At 52.7% G+C, this 22,231-nt stretch carries 20 protein-coding genes; 13 read left to right on the forward strand and 7 right to left on the reverse strand.

Features of this window, described 5'->3' with window-relative positions; all coding sequences use genetic code 11:
- Positions 1–9: 9 nt before the first annotated feature.
- Both glyQ and ACJY2G_RS16830 read right to left on the reverse strand, forming a co-directional pair.
- Complete coding sequence (gene glyQ / locus ACJY2G_RS16825; protein ID WP_014333298.1) at positions 10–924, reverse strand: glycine--tRNA ligase subunit alpha; 915 nt, start codon at positions 922–924, stop codon at positions 10–12.
- A 166-nt stretch (positions 925–1,090) separates the two neighbouring features.
- The gene (locus ACJY2G_RS16830) at positions 1,091–3,097 is read right to left on the reverse strand and encodes an autotransporter outer membrane beta-barrel domain-containing protein (RefSeq protein WP_430320634.1); all 2,007 of its coding nucleotides are present in this window, start codon (positions 3,095–3,097) and stop codon (positions 1,091–1,093) included.
- Between the two features lie 192 nt (positions 3,098–3,289).
- Between ACJY2G_RS16830 and ACJY2G_RS16835 the strand changes: the two genes are divergently transcribed.
- From ACJY2G_RS16835 to ghrB, 10 genes are all read left to right on the forward strand, one after another.
- Complete coding sequence (locus ACJY2G_RS16835) at positions 3,290–3,862, forward strand: DNA-3-methyladenine glycosylase I (RefSeq protein WP_430320635.1); 573 nt, start codon at positions 3,290–3,292, stop codon at positions 3,860–3,862.
- A complete protein-coding gene (locus ACJY2G_RS16840; protein WP_430320636.1) occupies positions 3,859–4,302 on the forward strand; it encodes an N-acetyltransferase in 444 nt (147 codons plus the stop codon). The genes ACJY2G_RS16835 and ACJY2G_RS16840 overlap by 4 nt, the downstream gene beginning before the upstream one ends.
- Positions 4,303–4,523: 221 nt before the next feature.
- On the forward strand, positions 4,524–5,186 hold the full coding sequence (locus tag ACJY2G_RS16845; protein WP_112287239.1) for an OmpA family lipoprotein: 663 nt from the start codon (positions 4,524–4,526) through the stop codon (positions 5,184–5,186).
- Positions 5,187–5,288: 102 nt separating this feature from the next.
- Positions 5,289–6,296, forward strand: coding sequence for a LacI family DNA-binding transcriptional regulator (locus tag ACJY2G_RS16850; protein ID WP_430320637.1), 1,008 nt, complete (start codon positions 5,289–5,291; stop codon positions 6,294–6,296).
- A gap of 140 nt (positions 6,297–6,436) precedes the next feature.
- Positions 6,437–8,563: an alpha-galactosidase gene (locus ACJY2G_RS16855; RefSeq protein WP_430320638.1), complete on the forward strand. Its 2,127-nt coding sequence runs from the start codon at positions 6,437–6,439 to the stop codon at positions 8,561–8,563.
- 58 nt (positions 8,564–8,621) lie between these two features.
- Positions 8,622–9,908 (forward strand): MFS transporter, encoded by a 1,287-nt coding sequence (locus tag ACJY2G_RS16860; RefSeq protein ID WP_430320639.1) that lies wholly within the window; start codon positions 8,622–8,624, stop codon positions 9,906–9,908.
- 68 nt (positions 9,909–9,976) lie between these two features.
- Positions 9,977–11,011 carry a LacI family DNA-binding transcriptional regulator gene (locus ACJY2G_RS16865; RefSeq protein ID WP_430320640.1) on the forward strand — a complete coding sequence of 345 codons (1,035 nt, stop codon included), beginning with the start codon at positions 9,977–9,979 and terminating at the stop codon, positions 11,009–11,011.
- 213 nt (positions 11,012–11,224) lie between these two features.
- Complete coding sequence (locus ACJY2G_RS16870; protein ID WP_120163127.1) at positions 11,225–11,989, forward strand: sugar phosphate isomerase/epimerase family protein; 765 nt, start codon at positions 11,225–11,227, stop codon at positions 11,987–11,989.
- A gap of 57 nt (positions 11,990–12,046) precedes the next feature.
- A complete protein-coding gene (locus tag ACJY2G_RS16875) occupies positions 12,047–13,327 on the forward strand; it encodes an MFS transporter (protein ID WP_120163126.1) in 1,281 nt (426 codons plus the stop codon).
- 38 nt (positions 13,328–13,365) lie between these two features.
- Complete coding sequence (gene ghrB, locus ACJY2G_RS16880; RefSeq protein ID WP_113876828.1) at positions 13,366–14,346, forward strand: glyoxylate/hydroxypyruvate reductase GhrB; 981 nt, start codon at positions 13,366–13,368, stop codon at positions 14,344–14,346.
- A 68-nt stretch (positions 14,347–14,414) separates the two neighbouring features.
- On the opposite strand, the gene ACJY2G_RS16885 is transcribed toward ghrB, so the two are convergent.
- Entirely contained in the window at positions 14,415–15,626 is a 1,212-nt protein-coding gene (locus tag ACJY2G_RS16885) for a hypothetical protein (protein ID WP_430320641.1), read from the reverse strand.
- 252 nt (positions 15,627–15,878) lie between these two features.
- Between ACJY2G_RS16885 and ACJY2G_RS16890 the strand changes: the two genes are divergently transcribed.
- A complete protein-coding gene (locus tag ACJY2G_RS16890; RefSeq protein ID WP_120163123.1) occupies positions 15,879–17,129 on the forward strand; it encodes a valine--pyruvate transaminase in 1,251 nt (416 codons plus the stop codon).
- A 215-nt stretch (positions 17,130–17,344) separates the two neighbouring features.
- Positions 17,345–18,133 (forward strand): YopT-type cysteine protease domain-containing protein, encoded by a 789-nt coding sequence (locus tag ACJY2G_RS16895; protein WP_430320642.1) that lies wholly within the window; start codon positions 17,345–17,347, stop codon positions 18,131–18,133.
- A gap of 74 nt (positions 18,134–18,207) precedes the next feature.
- On the opposite strand, the gene ibpB is transcribed toward ACJY2G_RS16895, so the two are convergent.
- Both ibpB and ibpA read right to left on the reverse strand, forming a co-directional pair.
- Positions 18,208–18,642 carry a small heat shock chaperone IbpB gene (gene ibpB, locus ACJY2G_RS16900; protein ID WP_112287227.1) on the reverse strand — a complete coding sequence of 145 codons (435 nt, stop codon included), beginning with the start codon at positions 18,640–18,642 and terminating at the stop codon, positions 18,208–18,210.
- A 156-nt stretch (positions 18,643–18,798) separates the two neighbouring features.
- On the reverse strand, positions 18,799–19,209 hold the full coding sequence (gene ibpA / locus ACJY2G_RS16905) for a small heat shock chaperone IbpA (protein ID WP_112287226.1): 411 nt from the start codon (positions 19,207–19,209) through the stop codon (positions 18,799–18,801).
- 381 nt (positions 19,210–19,590) lie between these two features.
- On the opposite strand from ibpA, the gene ACJY2G_RS16910 reads away from it, so the two are divergent.
- Positions 19,591–19,968, forward strand: coding sequence for a YceK/YidQ family lipoprotein (locus tag ACJY2G_RS16910; RefSeq protein WP_217172450.1), 378 nt, complete (start codon positions 19,591–19,593; stop codon positions 19,966–19,968).
- Positions 19,969–20,029: 61 nt separating this feature from the next.
- Here ACJY2G_RS16910 and ACJY2G_RS16915 read toward each other — a convergent pair whose 3' ends face one another.
- Both ACJY2G_RS16915 and yidA read right to left on the reverse strand, forming a co-directional pair.
- A complete protein-coding gene (locus ACJY2G_RS16915; protein ID WP_430320643.1) occupies positions 20,030–21,292 on the reverse strand; it encodes a DUF3748 domain-containing protein in 1,263 nt (420 codons plus the stop codon).
- 25 nt (positions 21,293–21,317) lie between these two features.
- Positions 21,318–22,133 (reverse strand): sugar-phosphatase, encoded by an 816-nt coding sequence (yidA, locus tag ACJY2G_RS16920; RefSeq protein WP_430320644.1) that lies wholly within the window; start codon positions 22,131–22,133, stop codon positions 21,318–21,320.
- Positions 22,134–22,231: the final 98 nt, after the last annotated feature.

Below are 22,231 nucleotides of genomic sequence, written 5' to 3' on the forward strand. Positions count from 1 at the left end.
TGACTTATCTCACTTCTCGTTCTTTTTGCACATCGGGAAGCCCAGCACTTCGCGGGAAGCGTAATACGCCTCAGCTACCGCTTTAGTCAGGGTACGGATGCGCAGAATGTAGCGCTGACGTTCAGTCACAGAAATCGCTTTACGCGCGTCGAGCAGGTTGAAGCAATGGGCCGCTTTCAGGATGCGCTCGTACGCCGGCAGTGCCAGTGGCTTTTCGAGTGCCAGCAGGGTTTGCGCTTCTTTCTCGTGCTGTTCAAAACAGGTGAACAGGAAATCGACGTCGGCGTATTCAAAGTTATACGTCGATTGCTCCACTTCGTTCTGATGGAACACGTCGCCGTAGGTGGTTTTACCCAGCGGACCGTTGCTCCAGACCAGATCGTAAACGCTGTCCACGCCCTGGATGTACATCGCCAGACGTTCCAGACCGTAAGTGATTTCGCCGGTTACCGGTTTACATTCCAGGCCGCCGACCTGCTGGAAGTAAGTGAACTGCGTCACTTCCATGCCGTTCAGCCACACTTCCCAGCCAAGACCCCAGGCGCCGAGCGTTGGGTTTTCCCAGTTGTCTTCAACGAAGCGGATGTCGTGGATCAGCGGGTCAAGACCCAGCTCTTTCAGCGAGCCGAGGTACAGCTCCTGAATGTTTTCCGGTGAAGGTTTGATCATCACCTGGAACTGATAATAGTGCTGCAGACGGTTCGGGTTTTCGCCGTAGCGGCCGTCGGTCGGACGGCGTGATGGCTGAACATACGCTGCCGCAAAAGGCTCAGGGCCGAGTGCGCGCAGGCTGGTCATCGGGTGCGAGGTGCCCGCGCCGACTTCCATATCCAGCGGTTGAACAATGGTGCAGCCCTGCTGCGCCCAATAATCTTGCAGTGTCAGGATCAGGCCCTGAAATGTCTTGGTATCAAACTTTTGCATGTTGGATTCGCACGCGAGAAAGTGGGTGTAAAGAGAGTGCGACAGTATACCCGCTGCACGGAAGATAATCAGCCAGAATCAGGCAGCAGAGAGATTCGGAAAGGTATTGTTTAGTTTTCAGCGATCTGCTGGCGCAGTAAAAAGGGGCTGAACGCCCCTTTATCCCTTAAAACCGCGCACTGATCCCCGCGTTATAGGAAGTTTGCTCGCCGGAATCCAGCCCGGTGGTTTGAGAAATAGCCGCAAATGCTGAAATGCTGTGGGTGATTTGCACGTTTAAGCCTGCGGTCATATCAACCCAGTCGTCATCCTGCTCGCCGGTAGTGCGGCTGAACCGCGTGCGGGTGGATTTGATCGCGCCAGTGGTGGTGTAGGTTTTATCCCCAAACTGCCGGTCATACGTTACCTGCGCGTACGGATTGACGATGCCGAGTTCGGCATTGACACGCCAGCCCAGTGCGCCGATTTGTGAATGGGAAGTCTGATCGCCAAAGCGCATTGAGGTGCTGTTATTCCCCTTCTCGCTGTAACCGTCAACACTGCTGTAATCCCAGCTGTATTGCGCCACCGGCCCGGTTTTCAGCACCGGCAGCACCGGGAAATCCCAGCCTGCGGTGACGCGTCCGCCGATCTGTTTGCCGTCGGTATCACCACGTTCGGTACGGGTGGTTGGCCCGAGGGTGATGCGACGTTTGATGTCGTCATAATTGAGCGAACCATAATGCACATCGCCGTTGATCCAGCCATTTTCGGCGATTTTAATGCCCGTGAATGCGGTCGCCATCCAGCCGCGCGTGCGGTAGCTGTAATGATCGGTCGGATCGTCTTTATCATCGGAACCGGAAAGCATCAGCCCCATCATCCAGCGATCGGTCATCTGATAATCCATGCCGATATTCAGCGAGTTAGATGTCAGGTCGCCATCGCCCAGCCCCATCGACGGGCTGAATTTGCTGTCCGCACTTTGTCCGGCGTAGCCGCCAAACATGCCGAAAGTTCCGGCGTCATTATCCTGCGTGCGCAGCTGCTGATAACGGCTGTCGAGCAATCCCTGCGTATTCCTCGCCAGCGCCAGTGACCCCTGACTCAGCGCCGAGGCTTCCAGCGGGCCGTCGATCACCGACTGCATATACTGGGCAATCAGCGCGTGCGCCTGAGGTGTCGGGTGGAAATGGTCAGAAAACAGGAAAGCTTTACTGGTGTCGAAGCCCGGCAGGTTCGAGGTACATTCCGACGCGGATGTCCCGACCGGACAGGCGGTACCGGCAGTATTGGCGAAACCGTATAACGCCGGATCGGCCACCACTTCGTTGAACAGCCCGTTGATATCCACACGCGCAATATTGCCACCGGTTTTCGCCAGCGCGATATCTTCGGTGGTGTTGTAGGTGTCAGTCAGACCGCCAGCCACGTCTTTCAGCGCGTCATAAGCCGCTGCCAGCCCTTTGGCGATCACGTCCTGCACCAGCGGAATACCGGAGCCTTCCGCTGCAGCGGCCGCCAGTGCATTGTGAATGGCTTCGGTGCGGGCATCGGCATTCGGCGTATTTTGTGCATTGAGATACTGATATGCCGCTTCCAGCGCCTGTTGCTGCACTGGCAGTAATCCGACCTGTATCACGCCTTCCATCAGCACCGGCGTCAGGCCGATATTGGGCACCGTTGGCACCACGACGGTTCCGGCACCGGCTTTCAGTAAATCGTTCACCTGGGACGCCGCCTGCGTCGCGCTGTTGGTGGCAATTTCCACCGCCGTGATCGGGTTCAGGCTCAGCGCCGCAGCGGCCAGATCGTTACCGCCAATCCAGTGAGTATACAGCCCGTTCGGGTCGGCTTTGCCGCCGGTCGAGGCCAGATAGCTTTTGACCTGATCCTGCGTGGTGTAGTCAGAATCCAGCCCCGGTACCGCGACGCCGCCGCCTTCGGCATAGTTCAGGCCACCTTTTGAGGATGGCGTTAACGTTGTGCCGATGTTGTTCGCCAGGATTTCGTCATAGAGCTGATGTGAGCTGCTGTCGAAGGTCCAGCGGCCAATATTGCCGGTATCACTCAGGCTGTCGCCGAAAACATAAAGCTGGTCAAAAGCCTGCGCCGGAACCTGTAATCCCAGGCACAGTGCCACCGCGAATGCCCCTTTCGTCAGCCGTAATCTGGACGTCTTTTTGCCGCTCATAAGTGTGATATCCCTAAAAGATCGGTGTCGCAACGCTATGAATAAATGTAAGGATTGCGTAATAAGTGGCTTTAAATATTGTTCAGATCCGACCAGCGTCAAGGCAGAGGTTCAGAAATTGCGACGTTGCAGAGTTATCCGAGAAGCCACACACTGACGCCACGCATGTCAGCCTCTTATAAGGACAACAGAATGGCGACCACCCGATGCAGCTGGGTTTCAAAAGAGCCGGTTTATCTCGAATACCACGATAAAGAATGGGGCGTTCCGGTTAAGGATGGCCGCGAACTGTTTGAAATGCTGTGCCTCGAAGGCCAGCAGGCGGGGCTTTCCTGGATCACCGTGCTGAGAAAGCGTGAGAATTATCGTCAGAACTTCCATAATTTTGACCCCAAACGTATCGCGAAAATGACCGATGACGATGTGGAACGTCTGGTGCTCGACGCGGGTATTATTCGTCACCGTGGCAAAATCAAAGCCATTATCGGCAACGCACAGGCGTATCTGGCGATGCAGGCCAGCGGTGAGGACTTCTCAGAATTCATCTGGGATTTTGTCGGCGGTCAACCGGTCATCAATAATCCCCCCGGTCCCGAAGGCGTTCCGGCGAAAACGGCGGTGTCAGATGCCATGTCCAAAGCGCTGAAAAATAAAGGTTTTAAATTCATCGGCTCCACGATTTGTTATGCCTTTATGCAGGCCGCCGGGCTGGTGAACGATCATCAGTCATATTGCTTCTGCCATCCCGCGAATCAGCCATCATGATCCGCGCTGCGCAGCCCGGCGATACCGAAACCATTCTGATGCTGTGGCTGCGCAGCTCATTACTTTCCCATCCTTTTATTGCCGATTCTTACTGGATTGAAAGCCTGCAAATGGTCAGGGAAGAGTTTCTGCCCAAAGCGCGCGTCTGGGTGGATTGTGATGTGAATGATGTGATTTGCGGATTTATCGGCGTGCTCAATCAGCAGTTTATCGGTGCACTATTTGTCGAAGAATCCCATTACGGCGACGGCACCGCACAACGGCTGATGGGCGCCGCTAAAGAGGAATATCCGGTGCTGCTGCTGGAGGTCTATCAGCAAAATCACCGCGCTGTCGCGTTCTATCACAAAGAAAAGTTTGAAATCTCCGCCCGCACCCGCCATCCCGGCACTGACTTACCGACCTATATCCTGCGCTGGTTCCAGCCCCTTTCTGAATAAGTTCCTGAAACCGGTAAAAATACAAAAAGGGATATCCGGAATTCTCCTACTGCTTAACACCGCGAAATTGCGCATAAAGAGCGCCAGAACGCCGCAGGACTGATGTCCTCCCGTTGCATTTGTTTATGTTTTGACACCTTTTTCTGTGCAACTTGTCGGAAATCAGGCAGTCATAATGCAGCGGTGAAGTTCTGAATAATAAACATCCTGAAGGAAATAAGATGAGCAAAAGATTAGTTGTGGTTGCGGGCGTACTTTGCGCCACCCTGGGCCTGTCGGCCTGTACCACTAACCCTTACACCGGCGAATCAGAAGCAGGGAAATCCGGCATTGGCGCAGGTCTTGGGGCCGCGCTCGGCGCAGGCGTCGGTATGCTGTCTTCTTCTAAACACGACCGCGGCAAAGGCGCGTTGATCGGTGCCGCAGCCGGTGCCGCGCTGGGTGGCGGTGCAGGTTATTACATGGATGTGCAGGAATCTAAACTGCGCGACAAAATGAAAGGCACCGGCGTCAGCGTGACCCGTCAGGGCGATAACATCGTGCTGAACATGCCAAATAACGTGACCTTCGATACCAACAGCAGCACGCTGAAACCCGCTGGCGCTAACACGCTGACCGGCGTGGCGATGGTACTGAAAGAGTATCCGAAAACCGCCGTCAACGTCGTCGGTTACACCGACAGCACCGGCACCCGTGCGCTCAACATGAAGCTGTCGCAGCAACGTGCTGACGGCGTGGGCAGCGCGCTGATCACGCAAGGTGTTGAAGGCAGCCGTGTCCATACCACTGGCGCTGGCCCGGACAATCCGATCGCCAGCAACAGCACCGAAGCGGGCAAAGCGCAGAACCGTCGCGTCGAGATCACCCTCAGTCCGTTGCAGTAAATTTCGTCATCCCCCTGATAAAAACGGAGCCACCCGGCTCCGTTTTCGCGTTTGTGATATTCTCCCGCCACGTGCCTTTCCACCTGTGTAACGGATGTGAGTATGTCTCTGAAAGCCATTGCGAAAGATCTCGGTCTCTCTGTCACCACCGTCAGCCGTGCGCTGAACGGGTACGATGACGTTTCAGCGGACACCAAAGCACGCGTTCAGGCGGCGGCAGATTTGCGTGGCTACCGGCCCAACACCCTCGCCCGCCGGTTGAAAATGGGTAAAATCGACGCCGTTGGCCTCATTATCCCCTTCACGTCTCATCCGTTAAGCAATTCCGCGTTTATCGAAATGGTCGGCTGTATCACCCGCGAACTGGCAAAATATGAAATCGATTTACTGCTGGTGCCGGATGAACTGGGCACCTTTTCGTGGCGCAGACTCATCGAAAGTAAACGCGTCGATGCCATGCTGGTGGCGCATACGCTGGATAACGATCCGCGACTGCTGGATTTGCAGCAGCGTAATTTTCCGTTTCTGGCGCTCGGGCGCAGCGGATGTCTGACGCAGGATTACGCCTGGTTTGATTTCGATAACCGGGCCGGTATGCAGATGGCGGTCGATCATCTCGCCGCGCTCGGGCATCAGCGCATCGCGTTTCTCGGCGAAAATAACCAGCAATCGTTTATTGGTCAGCGCTATCAGGGTTATCTCGACGGATTGCAGTCAAACGCCCTGCCACATCATCCTGATTACGTGCATAAAATCAGCCCGAGCCGCCGCGCCGGTTATCAGACTACGCAGGCGCTGCTGGCCTTACCGGTGCCACCGACGGCGATCGTCTGCGACTGTAATATGCATGGCGAAGGCGCTGCGCTGGCGTTGCATGAAGCCGGTTTACTGCTCAGCGGCGCTGTTTCCCTGATAATCTTTGACGGATTGCCGTGCGACAGCGTGCCCGATGTGGCTGTGACCGCTGTCCGTCAGGGCACGCGTGAAGCGGTCGGGCTGCAAATCGCCACCATGACCATGGCGCTGATCCGCAACGAACCGCTGAAAAATTTGCAGGTTCTCTGGCAACCGGAATTGCAGGCGGGCGTCACCGTCCATCCACCACGCTGATATTTCCCCCTAAGATTATTTTTCCACCCTATATCACAGTTTTTAACCTTCACATTTCCCATCCGAAACGTTTCGGATCAATAGTTACTCCACCTGATCGCGTCTTATCAGCGCAAATCTTTCTCTGGAGCAGTGACTATATGGAAAACCAGATTGTTCATTTAACCGGCGGGCATACCAGCCTGATCGTCCGTTGCACGCCTTACGCCGAAATTCTTTACTGGGGAAACCGCCTCAGTCAGTTTTCCGCAGATGACATCATTTCGCTGAGCCGCGCCGTGCCCAATGGCCGGATTGATGTGGAAGCGCCGGTGAATGTCAGCGCGGATTCCGGACGCGGTTCTTTCGGCACACCGGGGATGGAAGGCCATCGCGACGGGCTGGACTGGTCGCCGGTGTTCAATACCACACAGGTAAAGCACGACGGGAATCAGCTCACCATCACCACCGAAGACGCGATCGCCGATCTGCAATTTCGCAGCGAATTGCGCCTTGATGAAAGCGGTGTTTTGCAGACGCGTAATGCGCTGACCAATCTCAAGCCTGGCACCTATCAGGTGACGCGGCTGGCTGTGACGCTGCCGCTGCCGGAGCGCGCCGCCGAGGTAATGGCGTTTCATGGCCGCTGGATCAAAGAGTTCCAGCCACACCGCACGCAGCTGGATCACGGCGGCATCATTCAGGAAAACCGGCGCGGTAAAACGTCTTCCGAATATTTCCCGGCGATGATGATCGGTCATCCGGGTTTCAGCGAAGAACAGGGCGAAGTCTGGGGGATTCATCTGGGCTGGAGCGGCAACCATCGTCTGCGCGCTGACATCAAAATCGACGGCCGGCGTCTGGTGCAGGCCGAAGCGTTGTATTTCCCGGGCGAACAACGGCTTGAACAAGGTGAAACGCTGGAAACGCCGTGGCTGTACGCCAGCTATTCCGCCTGCGGCCTGAACCGCATGAGTCAGCAATTCCACCGCTTTGTGCGCGAACAGATTTTGCGCTTCCCGGCTGAGAAACCGCGTCCGGTGCATCTCAACACCTGGGAAGGGATTTATTTCGATCACGATCCAGACTACATCATGCAGATGGCGACTGAGTCCGCCGCGTTAGGCGTGGAACGCTTCATTATCGACGACGGCTGGTTCCGTGGCCGCGACCACGACCGCGCCGCGCTGGGTGACTGGTATCTCGATGAGAAGAAATACCCGCACGGCCTGAAACCGGTGATCGACCACGTCAAAAATCTCGGCATGGAATTTGGTATCTGGGTCGAGCCGGAAATGATTAACCCGGATTCAGATTTATATCGCGCCCATCCCGACTGGCTGCTGGCATTGCCCGGTTATCAGCAACCTAGCGGGCGTCATCAGTTCGTGCTCGACCTGAATAATCCGCAGGTCTTTGATTATCTTGTGGAACGCATGAGCTGGCTGCTCGGCGAGCACGATGTGGATTACGTGAAATGGGACATGAACCGCGAAATCGTTCAGCCCGGTCACGAAGGTCGCGCGGCGCTGACGGCGCAAACGCATGAGTTTTACCGTCTGCTGGATGTGCTGGGCGAACGCTTCCCGCACATCGAGTTTGAATCCTGCGCGTCCGGCGGTGGCCGTATTGATTTCGAGGTGCTTAAACGCAGCCATCGTTTCTGGACATCTGACAATAACGACGCGCTGGAGCGACAGAAAATTCAGCGCGGCATGAGCTATTTCTTCCCGCCGGAAGTGATGGGATCGCACATCGGCAACAAGCTGTGCCATGCCACGTCACGCCAGCACAGCATTGAATTCCGCGGCCTGACCGCGTTGTTCGGTCACATGGGCATTGAGCTGGATCCGGTGAAAGAAGGCGAGGCGGAGCGCGCCGGTTTTGCGAAATACACCCGGCTGCATCAGCAGTTGCGCCCGTTATTACACAGCGGCGATGTGTACCGCGTGGATACGCATGACGAGACGGTGCTGATTAACGGCGTGGTCAGTAAAAACGCCGGCAGCGCAGTATTTCTGATCAGCCAGCTGGCGATGCCGACCTGGTCATTGCCCGGATCGTTACGGGTGCCGGGGCTGAAACCTGAAGCGCGTTATCGCGTGACGGTGCTGGACGAACCGCCGTTGCTGAAAGGCGGCGGCAGCGGTCACACCATGCGCGTGCAACCGGCCTGGCTGCATGAATCGCCGGTGCTGAGCGGTGAATGGCTGGCGAATGCCGGGCTGGCGTTGCCGGTGCTGGATCCGGAAAGCGCCCTGCTTCTGGGCTTCGAAGAAATCAGATAACAACAAAAAACGCCGGTGCGACAGTGCCGGTTTTCATGGTTTCGGCAAGGAAATCACTATGAACCCTACACAAACTTCCGATCGTTGCTTCTATAAAAACAATACTAACTTCTGGATATTTGGCAGCTATTTCTTCCTCTACTTCTTCATTATGGCGACCTGTTATCCGTTTTTACCAATCTGGCTTTCTGACGTGATCGGCCTGAGCAAAACGGAAACTGGCATCGTGTTTTCCAGCATGTCGCTGTTCGCTATTCTGTTTCAGCCGGTTTTCGGCATCATTTCTGACAAGCTCGGCCTGAAGAAACATCTTCTGTGGGTCATCGCCGTGCTGCTGTTCCTGTTTGCGCCGTTCTTTATTTACGTCTTCGCACCGTTGTTAAAACTCAATATTGTGCTCGGGGCCATTCTCGGCGGCGCCTACATCGGTTTCGTGTTCGCGGGTGGTTCGGGCGCGACTGAGGCGTATATCGAAAGGGTCAGCCGCAACAGCTCATTTGAATACGGCAAGGCGCGGATGTTCGGTTGTTTCGGCTGGGGAATTTGCGCCTCGACGGCGGGCGTGCTGTTTAACATCAATCCGGACATTGTGTTCTGGATGGGTTCCGGCGCGGCGATCATTTTGATGATTTTGCTGCTGATTGCCCGCCCGCAGGAAAACAAAAACGCGCAGGTGCTGGATAAACTCGGAGCCAATCAGCCGCAATTCTCGCTCAAAACGGCGGCGTTGTTACTGAAAGATCGCAAACTGTGGATGCTGATTTTGTACGTGATTGGCGTGGCCTGTGTATATGACGTGTTTGACCAGCAGTTCGCGACGTTCTTCAAAACCTTCTTTGCTTCTCCGCAACAGGGCACGGAAATGTTCGGCTACGTCACCACCGCCGGTGAGTTGTGTAACGCGCTGATTATGTTCTGTTCTCCGTGGATTATTAACCGCATCGGCGCAAAAAATACGTTGCTGCTGGCGGGTACGATTATGTCGATCCGCATTGTCGGTTCCTCATTTGCGACCACGGCCATCGAAGTGATCCTGCTGAAAATGCTGCACGCGCTGGAAGTGCCGTTCCTGCTGGTCGGTGTGTTCAAATACATCACGCAGATTTTTGATGTCCGGTTCTCGGCGACCATTTATCTGATCGGGTTTAACTTTGCCAAACAGCTGGCAGCGATTTTCCTTTCCGCCTTCGCCGGTAACCTGTACGACCGCATCGGGTTCAGCGATACCTACCTGATCCTCGGCGGTATTGCCTTTGGCGTGACGATCATTTCGGCCTTTACGCTGAGCAGCAGACCGAAGCCCGGAGCGGTTTCCGGCGTCCAGACGGCAGAAGGATTGCGCTAACTTACGGGATGCAGCCTTTCAGCACTCTGTGCTAGTCTCCGTGGGACAAGCATGAGGGGAGAAAGGCTGTGAGTAAAAAAGAGGAACCGGGCGCGGCGGTTCGGGCCACGATACGTGACGTCGCCAGCGCCGCTAAAACGGGTAAAACCAGCGTTTCACGTTATCTCAACGGTGAACAACACCTGCTGTCCGATTCGCTGAAAGAGCGCATCGGGCGGGCCATCTCCCTGCTCGATTATCAGCCGAGCCAGATGGCGCGCAGCCTGAAAAGCGGCCAGACGCGTCTTATCGGGCTGATCCTCGCCGATATTACCAATCCCTATTCTGTCGATGTGATGCGCGGCGTTGAAGCCGCCTGCCGTCAGGAAGGGCTGACGCTGCTGGTGTGTAACACCAACAACGAGCTGGATCAGGAAAAGCATTACCTGCAACTGCTCAGCAGTTATCGCGTGGATGGCATTGTGGTGAACGCCGTGGGTATGCGCGAAGCGGCGATTTCCACGCTGCAACAGGCCAATTTACCGATGGTGCTGATTGACCGCAAAGTCGCGAATTTCGCCTGCGACGTCATCGGCCTGAAAAACGTCGAAGCCACACAGATGATGACCGATCACCTCGTACAACAAGGTTTCGAAGCGCTGCTTTTCGTCAGCGAACCCGCCACCGTCAATACCCGTTTCGACCGCCTGCGCACGTTCCTGCAACGGATGCAGCAATCCCCGCAACTGACGGGCGAACAGGGTGAAATTGAGCTGTATAACACCGAAGGGCTGGACAATTTGCTGCGCGATTTTGTCGCGCGACACGCAGATAAACACAAAGCGGTGATGTGCGTGAATGGCGCACTGACACTACAGGTCGCGCGCGCCATGCAGCGGCTGAATCTCCGCTGGGGGCCGGACATCGGTTTATCCGGTTTCGATGAACTGGTGTGGGCCGATCTGGCGGGCGTCGGCATTACCACCCTCAAGCAACCCACTTACGACATGGGCGTGGCGGCGCTCAGACAACTGGTGACCCGCATTCAGGGCAATACTGAGCCGGTTAAAGACCTGGAGTTTTCCGGCGAACTCATTGCGCGCGGTTCTACCGCAGCTCGCTGATCCCTTTTACTTCCCGATTTCCTGCCCGTTCTTCGTGAGCGGGATCATATTTTCGGGCTTTTGTTCTGTCGTCTGGAACCGGTTCCAATTAGGTTGTATAAAACGAAACAAAACGTTAACAACGGCACGACGTCTCATTTGCTTGACTAAAATGAGGTGTCGAAATGATTGCCTGCACCTTATTGGCAGCGCGCCCACACAGGAAAAACGTTCATGAAAAGAGAAATCGTCATTGTCACCGCCGCCTACGGCAACAGCGTAGTGAAAGACCTCGGTGGTCAGGCTGAACTGCTTTCTGTCATTGCCGCGGCAAAAGCCGATGGCGTGGAAATCCGCCGTGAATTGTTCTCCCCGCAGGAGCTGGATACGTTGCCGGCGCTGGCGGAAAAAATTCAGCATCACGGATTGTTTGCGGTTTACTCGGTGCCCTTCCCGCTATTTTTGTCGGGTGGAGAGTTGTCGGGTGGCGAGCTTAATCCTGATGCACCACAATATTTTGAAGAGGCGCGCATTCTCAATGCCCGCACGATTAAGTTTTCACTCGGTGAATTTGAACCGGGTCAGGATCTGACACCGCTGAAAGTGGTGCTGGCATCCAGCCCGGTGAAGCTGGTAGTGGAGAACGATCAGACCCCGGAATGCGGAATTCTGTCGCGCATCAATGCCTTCATGTTTGCCGCGGAATCCCTGCATTTGCCATTGAGTATGACTTTCGACATGGCCAACTGGCTGTGGGTCGGACAGGATCCGGCGATTGCCGCTGAGCGTCTGGCACGTCATGTCGGTTATGTGCATGTGAAAGCAGCGGAAAAACGTGCTGGTAAATGGCACGCCGTGGCGCTCGATAACAGCGATGGCAGCTGGGAACCCTTATTGAAAATGTTGCCTCAGGATGTTCCGCGCGGCATCGAATTCCCGCTTGAAGGGGATGATTTGACCGCCGTAACTCGCCATTACGTGGACGTTTTACGCGGCTGATTTCGCGGCACCCTCACCGGTGCGGGGAAGGCTGAGGCATTATCAGGAGATACCGTTATGAACAAGTCCAGACTGGCCTCGCGCCGCTGGTGGTACATCATGCCAATCGTGTTCATCACTTACAGTCTGGCGTACGTCGACCGCTCAAACTTCAGTTTCGCGTCGGCGGCCGGTATCAATGATGATCTTCACATCACCAAAGGCATGTCCTCCCTGCTCGGTGCCCTGTTTTTCCTCGGCTACTTTTTCTTCCAGATCCCCGGCACGATTTATGCCGAACGGCGCAGCGTAAAGAAACTGATTTTCTGGTGTTTATTGCTGTGGGGCGGTTTTGCTTCGCTGACCGGCGTGGTGACGAATATCCCGATGCTGGCGGTGATCCGCTTTGCCCTCGGCGTGGTGGAAGCAGCCGTGATGCCCGCTATGCTGGTCTACATCAGCAACTGGTTTACGAAATCCGAACGCTCGCGCGCCAATACGTTTTTGATTTTGGGTAATCCGGTCACGGTGCTGTGGATGTCAGTGCTTTCCGGCTATCTGATCAAATCGTTTGGCTGGCGGGAGATGTTTATCTTTGAAGGCATTCCGGCGGTGATCTGGGCGATTATCTGGTGGTTCAGCGTCAAAGATAAACCCGAAGAAGTCAGCTGGCTGAGTGAGCAGGAGAAAAAAGCCCTGGCCGAACAGCTGGAAGAAGAACAGAAAGATATTCAGGCAGTCGGCGGTTACCGCGAAGCCTTCCGCTCGCGAAATGTGATTTTCCTCTGTCTGCAATATTTCTTCTGGAGCATCGGCGTGTATGGATTTGTGCTCTGGCTGCCGTCGATTTTGCGTGATGGTAAGTCGATGGGCATGGTCGAAGCGGGCTGGCTCTCTTCCGCTCCTTATCTGGCGGCAACCATCGCGATGATTCTGGTGTCATGGGCATCAGACAAAATGCAAAACCGTAAGCTGTTTGTCTGGCCGCTGTTGCTGGTCGGCGCCCTGGCGTTCTTTGGATCCTGGGCCGTTGGCACAAACAATTTCTGGCTTTCGTACAGTTTACTGGTAGTCGCCGCTGCCGCAATGTATGCCCCGTATGGTCCGTTCTTTGCCATCATTCCTGAAATGCTGCCGAAGAATGTGTCCGGCGGCGCCATGGCCTTAATCAACAGCCTCGGTGCGCTGGGCTCGTTCTTTGGCTCCTGGTTTGTCGGCTATCTGAACGGCAGCACCGGTAGCCCGGCCGCCTCATTTATTTTTATGGCCGTCTCGCTGCTGCTTTCTGCGGGATTAACCCTGGTCGTCAGGCCACGAAAGGCCGCAATGAAACCGAAAGGGAAAGTTTCCTTAACCTGAAAATCTGAAAATACTCATTTAAAGAGTTGGAGTTTGTAATGAATAAGCCGTCAATTGTTCTGTACAAAAAACTGCCTGCCGATTTGCATCAACGTCTTGAAGAGCATTTTGCTATTACCGAATTCGATGGCATCACTGACAAAAATCGTGCCGAGGTTTTTGATGCTCTGCAAAACGCAGAAGGGCTGCTGGGTTCTGGCGGAAAAATCGATAAAGAGTTGTTCGACCATGCGCCACGCCTGCGTGGGGTTTCTACCATTTCCGTCGGCTACGATAACTTTGACGTGGCAGAACTGACACGTCGCGAAATCCCGATGATGCACACACCGACGGCGCTGACCGATACCGTCGCTGATACCGTGATGGCGCTGGTGTTATCGACTGCACGCCGCGTGGTGAATGTGGCCGAGCGCGTGAAAGCCGGTGAGTGGAACGAAAACATTGGTGAAGACTGGTTCGGCATCGATGTTCACCACAAAACCATGGGTATCGTCGGCATGGGCCGTATCGGTCTGGCGCTGGCGCAACGTGCGCATTTCGGTTTCGATATGCCGATTTTGTATAACGCACGCAGCCAGCATAAAGAAGCGGAAGAGAAGTTTGGCGCACGTAAATGCGAGCTGGACGAGTTGCTGAAAGAGTCTGATTTCGTCTGTATCTTGCTGCCAATGACCGAACAAACCTTCCATCTGATCGGTAAGGAAGAACTGGCGAAAATGAAATCCAGCGCGATTCTGGTCAGCGCAGGTCGCGGGCCGGTCATTGATGAACCGGCCCTGATTGAAGCACTGAAAGCCGGTACGATTTATGGTGCGGGTATGGACGTGTTCGAGACTGAGCCGCTGCCAAAAGATTCTCCGCTGCTGAGCCTGCCAAACGTGGTAGCGCTGCCGCATATCGGTTCCGCGACCCACGAGACCCGCTACGATATGGCGGCCTGCGCGGTGGATAACCTGATTGCTGCACTCAAGGGTGACGTGAAACAGTTCTGCGTGAATCCGGAAGTTCTGAAGAAGTAAGATAAAGAAGGGGCAAGACCGGTCCGTGCGAAATTCTGCGGCCGGTCTCCCGATTATTCTTCGAAGGGTCAGAGGTACCTCATTAATATCTCTCTGATTTTCCCGTCGGCTTTTCTTACATATATTTCCTTGTTAAACGCATGAAGACTGCTTTTCATTGCCAGCGTCGGGGCATCGTCGGGTGCCAGAAGCTTAAAGGAAAGGCTGCCATTAAAGGCTTTTCTTCCGGCGACCATCGACTTAAATTTGTTAAGCAGCTCTTCGCCCCCCAGTTCGCGGGCACGGGCATTCAATCCTTTAATAAGAGGATCTTTCCAGGTTTGCTTGTCGTAATAAGGTAAACGCTTTTTCAGTGACAAATAGTCGGAAAGGCTTTGATCGCCCGACATCATGCCGGTCTTGCTGATACTGGTCAGATTTTTAAACGTCGTGCCGGGAATGGTTTGGGTAATAACAATATGTACTTTTTTCTTCCCCGTACCGCGGGAAAAGCCGTGGCACTGGAATATATTTTCGTCATTCATGGTTGAATAATGACATTCAGAAAACAAATCATTATAAATTGACCCTGACAAGGACTCTTTGAGGTTTTTCAGTAATCGTTCAATGCTTCCTTTTTCTCTACACACCAGAACATAAGCTGAATTATTCAGTAAACCACTGTCTTCTATCAATGAATTAACAATAAAAATCTGAGCGCAGGTTGTCACGGTGTCAGAACTTAAATAAGCAAGATATAAGCTACAGTTTGCCGGCAACGATAAGTTGTAACTGTCCAGTAATTTAATGATTTCCTGTTTCGCTGATTTTTTTACATTGATAACTTCCTGCTCAGGCATGGGCAAATAACCCAGCGATTTCTCAGCGAATCCAAGGCTTTGGACAATGATGTTTTCTAAGCACAGACTCAACAGGGCAGCTTTATAATCACGATCAGATGAAGCGGCATCCCGGGTGACGTCCATCTCATCAATCAGAATAACGGTATCGCACGTTATTATGTCCAGCTGATAGAAAAAATCAGCCAGCATTGTCGATAATACATCGGGAGACAGGAGACTGTGGGGCGTTACAATAATTACCGGGTCATCATAATTCAATTTTTTACCCTGATTGAACACTTCCTTTCCCTGGATGTTAATATGTCTGGTTTTGGCATTTACCGTAATTAAAGCCCCTTCAGCCTGTGTGCTCCGCGCGATGTCTTTTATTTTCTTTCCCAGCGCATGGTCTCCTCCGCCTGCCGTGAAGATATTCAGTATAAGTATGCTTCTTTTCATTTTATCAACCTGATTTATATATTCTTAAACATAATTATGCCAAGGGAGAAAAAATATCATAAGCCGTTTTTTATTACTCCGTCATTAAGCATAAAGGGATCCGTTCAGGGATATTCCCAAAAATACAGTGAATGATTTTTCGTATTCATCTTTTTTAATACTTCTCCGCGTCAAAACCCGCTGGTCCGATTGCACTGTTTTGCTGCAGGCGTTATGGTGGAAGACACATTTTGATAACATACAAAGTTTTCTATGACGTTTTCTGCTTTCGGTGACAAATTTACCCGTTTTTCAGGCATTACACGCCTGATGGGCGATATGAATGACGGTCTGCGCACACCCGGCGCCGTGATGCTGGGCGGGGGCAATCCGGCGCAAATTCCTGAGATGCAGGATTATTTCCAGACGCTGCTGTCGGAAATGCTGGCCGCCGGCAAGCTGACCGAAGCGCTTTGCAACTACGACGGTCCGCAGGGCAAAGACGTGTTGCGCCACGCGCTGGCAGAGATGTTACAGAAAGAGCTCGGCTGGCAGCTGGATGCGCAAAACATTGCGCTGACCAACGGCAGCCAGAGCGCCTTCTTCTATTTATTCAACCTGTTCGCCGGACGTCGTGCCGATGGCAGCATGTCCAAAGTGTTGTTCCCGCTGGCACCGGAATACCTCGGTTATGCCGACGCCGGTCTGGACGAAAATCTGTTTGTTTCAGCCAAGCCAAACATCGAATTGCTGCCGGAAGGCCAGTTCAAGTATCACGTCGATTTCGATCATCTGAATATTACTGATGACATCGGCCTGATCTGCGTTTCCCGTCCTACCAACCCGACCGGCAACGTGATTACCGACGAAGAGCTGATCCGCCTCGATGCACTGGCACAGCAGAAAGATATTCCGTTACTCATTGATAATGCCTATGGCGTGCCGTTCCCCGGCATTGTGTTCACTGACGCGACGCCGTTGTGGAACCCGAATATTATTCTGTGCATGAGTCTGTCGAAACTCGGCCTGCCGGGCTCACGCTGCGGCATCGTGATTGCCGATGAGAAAATCATCAAAGCGATCAGTAATATGAACGGCATTATCAGCCTGTCTCCGGGCAGCGTCGGACCAGCGATTGCCCATGAGATGATTGCGCGTGGCGATTTACTGCGCCTTTCAAACGAGGTCATCAAACCATTCTATTTCCAGCGCGTGCAGGAAACTATCGCCACGCTGCGCCGTTATCTGCCGGAAGAACGTTGTTTAATCCACAAACCGGAAGGTGCGATTTTCCTGTGGCTGTGGTTCAAAGATTTGCCGATCACCACCGAAGTGCTGTATCAGCGCCTTAAACAGCGCGGTGTTCTGATGGTGCCGGGCGATTATTTCTTCCCGGGGCTGGAACATCCGTGGCCGCACACGCATCAATGTATGCGCATGAATTACGTGCCTGACGCAGAGCAGATCGAGCGCGGTGTGAAGATTCTGGCGGAAGAAGTGGAAAAAGCGCACGCGGAAGGTTGAGAGTCGATTATTTAAGGCCAGGGTAACAGCTTAATTACCCTGGCCTTTTTGTTTTCAGAAAGCATCTTTTATTTAAAAACAAATCCTGAATATCTTCGTAATTAAACACATACTTAATTCATCATTAAGCACTTCGCTTATGAAAAAACCTTAGTATGAAACCCTACTTTTTCGTAAGACAATCATTCATAAATTAACTCTTAGAAAAATCGCCCATGCCTATAGAAAATAAATTAGCGCTACTTGCCTCTCAAACTCAGGGTCAATACTCTACTTTTGATCAAAATGCTTATATGCGGAAAAATCACTGGGTAGGCGACAATCCACGAAACCTGAAAGGGGCCTGGATTGGCAGTTTCCGACTTCCGGGGATAAATAAAAACTTATATGGTTTACAAGGGGTGTGCCTGGGCCTGTCTGCGGCCTATCTGGTGAAAGGACATGACTGGAGCACATTCAAACAATATCTTGATTCCGCTGAGTGCCACCGGCTCACACTCGGCATCATGAATTATCAGGAACAAATGGGTGAGGTCAGTCGGGCGAGGAAAATTGCCGCTGAACAGGCAAACTCTCAGGCAATGGCACAAAAAGGCACATCAGCAGTCAGCAATTCAAAAAAGATAACTGCCCCCAAACAAATAGAATACGTCAGTACTGCAGATGCGATTAAGTTATTGATAAAGGTTCAGGGGAATATTAACTTTATCAGCAAAATTGAACTATCACCGATTGAAGACATTGAGGAAAGAATAGAAACCTTAATGAAACATATTGATTCAAACTTTGGCTACCAGTTAAGCATCAGAGGCGGGGGCAGCGGACATTCAGTAAGTCTTACAACCGGAAAAAAAAGGATAAAACTTTTTGATCCTAATTTCGGTGAAATATCCTACCCTGACACAGAAGCAGGACGAAAGTATTTCAAGTCTGCTCTTTATTTTTTATTTTACGAAGTTTATAAAAAGTTTAACATAATAATTATCTCTCGTTTTACTTACTGATTTACATAATATACTCCTCATCCCGCCCTGTTTTATGTTCCCCCCTTACAGGGGGAACATAAACAGATCACTTCTTAAGCCGACGTGTTTTCCAGCGCAGGTTTTTCTGTACCAATCGCAATTTTCTGCGGCTGCAACGCTTCCGGAACATCACGCACCAGACTGATATGCAGCAGGCCATTGGTAAATTCAGCTGCCGATACGTGCATATGCTCTGCCAGAGTAAAGCTCAGGGTGAAAGGCTTGATCACTAACCCCTGATGCAGATATTCCACTTTAGTTTCCGGCTGAGCAGGTGTACCGCTGACGGTTAAACGTGGCCCTTCGACCTCAATATTCAGCTCGCTCTGCTGGAAACCGGCCAGCGCCAGTGAAATGCGATAATGATTGTCGTCAGACTTTTCAATATTGTAAGGAGGAAAAGCCTGATCCGCGCCCTGCATTGAACTGGCTAATTTATCGAAACCAATCCACTGACGCAGTAATGGGGAAATATCGTAATTACGCATGGTATAACTCCTTCTTTGAAGCGAGATTTAACATTCCGTCATCCTGTCTGGATGTGACGGTGCAGCTCCCTGACGGCGAGCCTAAACTTTTTCATTTTTTGGCGGTCAATAACGATGGCCGCCAGTGACTTAGTGCCGGCACTTATTGCCGACAAATCAGCGGATTTCGATACGCCGCGGTTTGGACGTTTCAGGAACGATGCGTTCCAGATCGATATACAGCAAACCGTTCGACAGATTGGCGGCTTTTATTTGAATATGTTCCGCCAGCTGGAATTTGCGTTCGAAATTACGTTCAGCGATGCCCTGATATAAATAAGTGCGGTCGGTTTCAGTCGGTGCATGTGCGCCTTTCACCACCAGCATGTTGTCATGGGCCGTGATGTCCAGCTCTGACTCGGCAAAACCCGCGACCGCGATAGCAATCCGGTAATGGTTTTCGTCAACCAGCTCGACATTATATGGGGGATAGCCGCCGCCCTGATTCTGACCCGATTCGATAAGATTAAATAAACGGTCAAAACCAATGGCAGAACGATATAACGGGGATAAATCAAAATTACGCATGCCCACTTCTCCTGATATTCAGCGAGTATTTTTAAATAGCCTTCCATTCGGACAGGCCAGCGTCGCAGTGATGACAGGAGAACCCTTCCGGCGTTCCTCCTCCTGCGTCGTACAGTAAAAATGGAGACGAAAGGGATTTTTTCAAGCCGGTAAAAACAAAAAAATTTGGCTGTTGTTTATATGCTGACAGCCAAAATACATGACAGGTCAGAGCGAAAAGCCAGGGAGAGCAGGCAGATTCCTGCAAGATTTCAAATAGTAATTACACTTAATGGGATCGCAGCCACAGAGCTACAGCTTGCTTTGTTAATTTTTTGTGCTGAGTGGTATAAGTCACTTTGACTTAAAAACTCAGCCTGACAGCATAAGATGAGTTCTAACATGATGAAATTTGCACTGACGCCGCTGATGACAGGATGTGTTTTTTTAGCGACGAGCGGTTGTTCCAGCGTGATGAGCCATACCGGGGGAGACACCGGATATTATTCAGGCGCACGTGCTGATGTGAACATGATGAAAAGCGATGATACCAGCTGGGCGATGACGCCTCTGCTGCTCATTGATTTACCGTTCAGCGCCCTGCTGGATACGGTATTACTGCCTTATGATTATTACCGCAGCGGAAAAGTGACGACGCGCGATCGCGTCAGAGCGAGTGAAGAACACAATATTGCGCTGAGCAACGGCGTGGATATCGACCACGTTCCGCCAATGACCACCACCGATCGCGGACACAAGTCTTCAACGCATAAAAAATAAGCGTAAAAAACCGGCCAACATGATGAGATCCTTTCGAAACCTGGCCGGTTTACTCAATGCGCTACTGAGCGTCGGTCACAAAAATCTGAGCGAATTCTCCGCACTGACGCATAAACGCCACTTTGCCGCCATCCGGTGAATACACTACCGCATCGGCGCAAGGCGCAATCTCTGTTCTCTGCGTCAAACGCTGCATTACTCCGCTTTTAACATCAAGACGCATCACGCTGTTATCGCAGACCAGCGCCAGCGATTTTCCGTCCGGGCTCCAGCTGAATGCCGACTGAATGCCGTTGTCAGAATGACTGATCTGCACAGGTTCACCGCCGTTGGGTGACACCGTCCAGACCTGAACCACATCGTTTTTATCCTTCATCAGAAACGCAATCTGTGCGCCATCCGCTGACGCGCGCAGCCAGTGGCGTGGTTGCAGGGCAATGCCCTTTTCAGTGAACGTGATCCGTCTTTGCTTCACGCCCGCCGGTGGCGCAGGCAATGTTTCCGGCGTGCCTTGCAAAGGTTTATCACCCGCCTGACGGTAATCCGCATCGTTCTCAGGTAAATCCACCACGAAGATTTCCGGATGCTTTTTGCCATCAGCAGAAAGGGTATCGCCGATAAAGGCCAGCGCCCAGCGCTGCCGGGAACCGTCGGCTTTTACATAGCCTTCCTCCCCGATCCAGCCTTCTTCATAAGCACGGTTGATATCATTGCTGGCCGGCTGAGGAGCAGGCGTTGTTTCGCTGACCAGTACGCTGTAATGGCTGCCATCGTATTCACGAGGGTGATGCTTTGGCGGCGTAACGGGATAGCCGGAAAGGGCGATACCGACATTGCGCAGGTCGAGAGCCGGATCCAGTTCATGCAAAACATGGTCGTTATAGGTAAAACTCAGACGCGAACCGTCCGGACTGAAAACGTGGACATGCGTGCCGCCGCGCAGGGCTCCGGCGGTATAAGGCGCGGTGATATCCATCGCATCCAGCGTGACCGCCTTTTCACAGAAGGGCTCAGACACGATAACGCCGCGACGATGGTGAAAATCGTACTGCCAGCTGACATCCGGGTTTTCCGGGCCATGAATAAACGCATAACGGGCGGGAAGGTCGGGGCTGACCGTTACCACACCCACGTGTGCGCCATCTTGCGCCTGATAAACCACTTCCGCCTCACCGGTTTCGACATTCACCCGCTCAATGGTTGAGCCGGTGAAAGAACCGCCATGCGGCCGCACGTCGTACACCAGCCACTGGCTGTCCGGCGTCCAGACATTAATGTTAGTCAGCTGATGCCCGCGGGCATCAGAGGTTAATTGTTTTTCCATGGCTGCGAGGTTCCTTTCTGCCAACTCAGTCGTTCAGAACAAACTTCTCGACCGCAAACGCCACGCCGTCTTCGGTGTTAGTTTTGGTGACGAACTGGCTGACGGCTTTCACGCTGTCCAGCGCATTGCCCATTGCGACACCAATTCCGGCGTATTCCAGCATAGCGATGTCGTTTTCCTGGTCGCCCAGCGTCATTACGCTCTCGCGCGCGATACCCAGTTTTTCCGCCAGCACTTTCACGCCTTCGCCTTTATTGACGCGTTTATCCAGAATTTCGAGGAAGTACGGCGAGCTTTTCATGATGGTATAGCGTTCTCTGGCTTCGGCCGGAAGCTGACTGATGGCGCGATCCAGCAGTTCAGGATCATCAATCATCATCACTTTCGGGAAGGTCAGCGCCGGATCCATTTCGTCTGCCGGACAGAACTGCAACGGAATGCCGGTGGTGAAAGATTCATGCACGCTGTATTTGCTGATAAAGCGGTTGGCGGTAAACAGGTCAGTTTTGGTGAGTGCATGGAAATGCACACCCAGCTCGCGCGCCAGTTGTTCAAAGTAATGATAATCTTCAATCCTGAGGGCTACTTCGGCAATCACGCTGCCATCTTTGGCATTATGTACCAGCGCACCGTTATTGGTGATGCAGTAACAACCGTCCTGCTGCAAATCCAGTTCAATCAGGTAACGCTGCACGCCGACGAACGGACGCCCGGTCGCCAGAACGATTTGCACACCTTTCGCCCGTGCTTCTGACAACGCTTTTTTAACGGCAGGCGTTACTTCATGCTGCGGATTGAGCAACGTCCCGTCCATATCAATTGCAATTAATTCAATAGCCATAGCATCCTCAGAGTTTAAGAAATCTTCCTCAATGCTATCGCGATTACCCGCTGTAAAGCCAGCCGGAAAGCGGGTTCGCACAGACGAAAAAAAGTCCG

This window comes from Rahnella sp. ATs2 (assembly GCF_051851855.1).
GTDB lineage: Bacteria > Pseudomonadota > Gammaproteobacteria > Enterobacterales > Enterobacteriaceae > Rahnella > Rahnella variigena.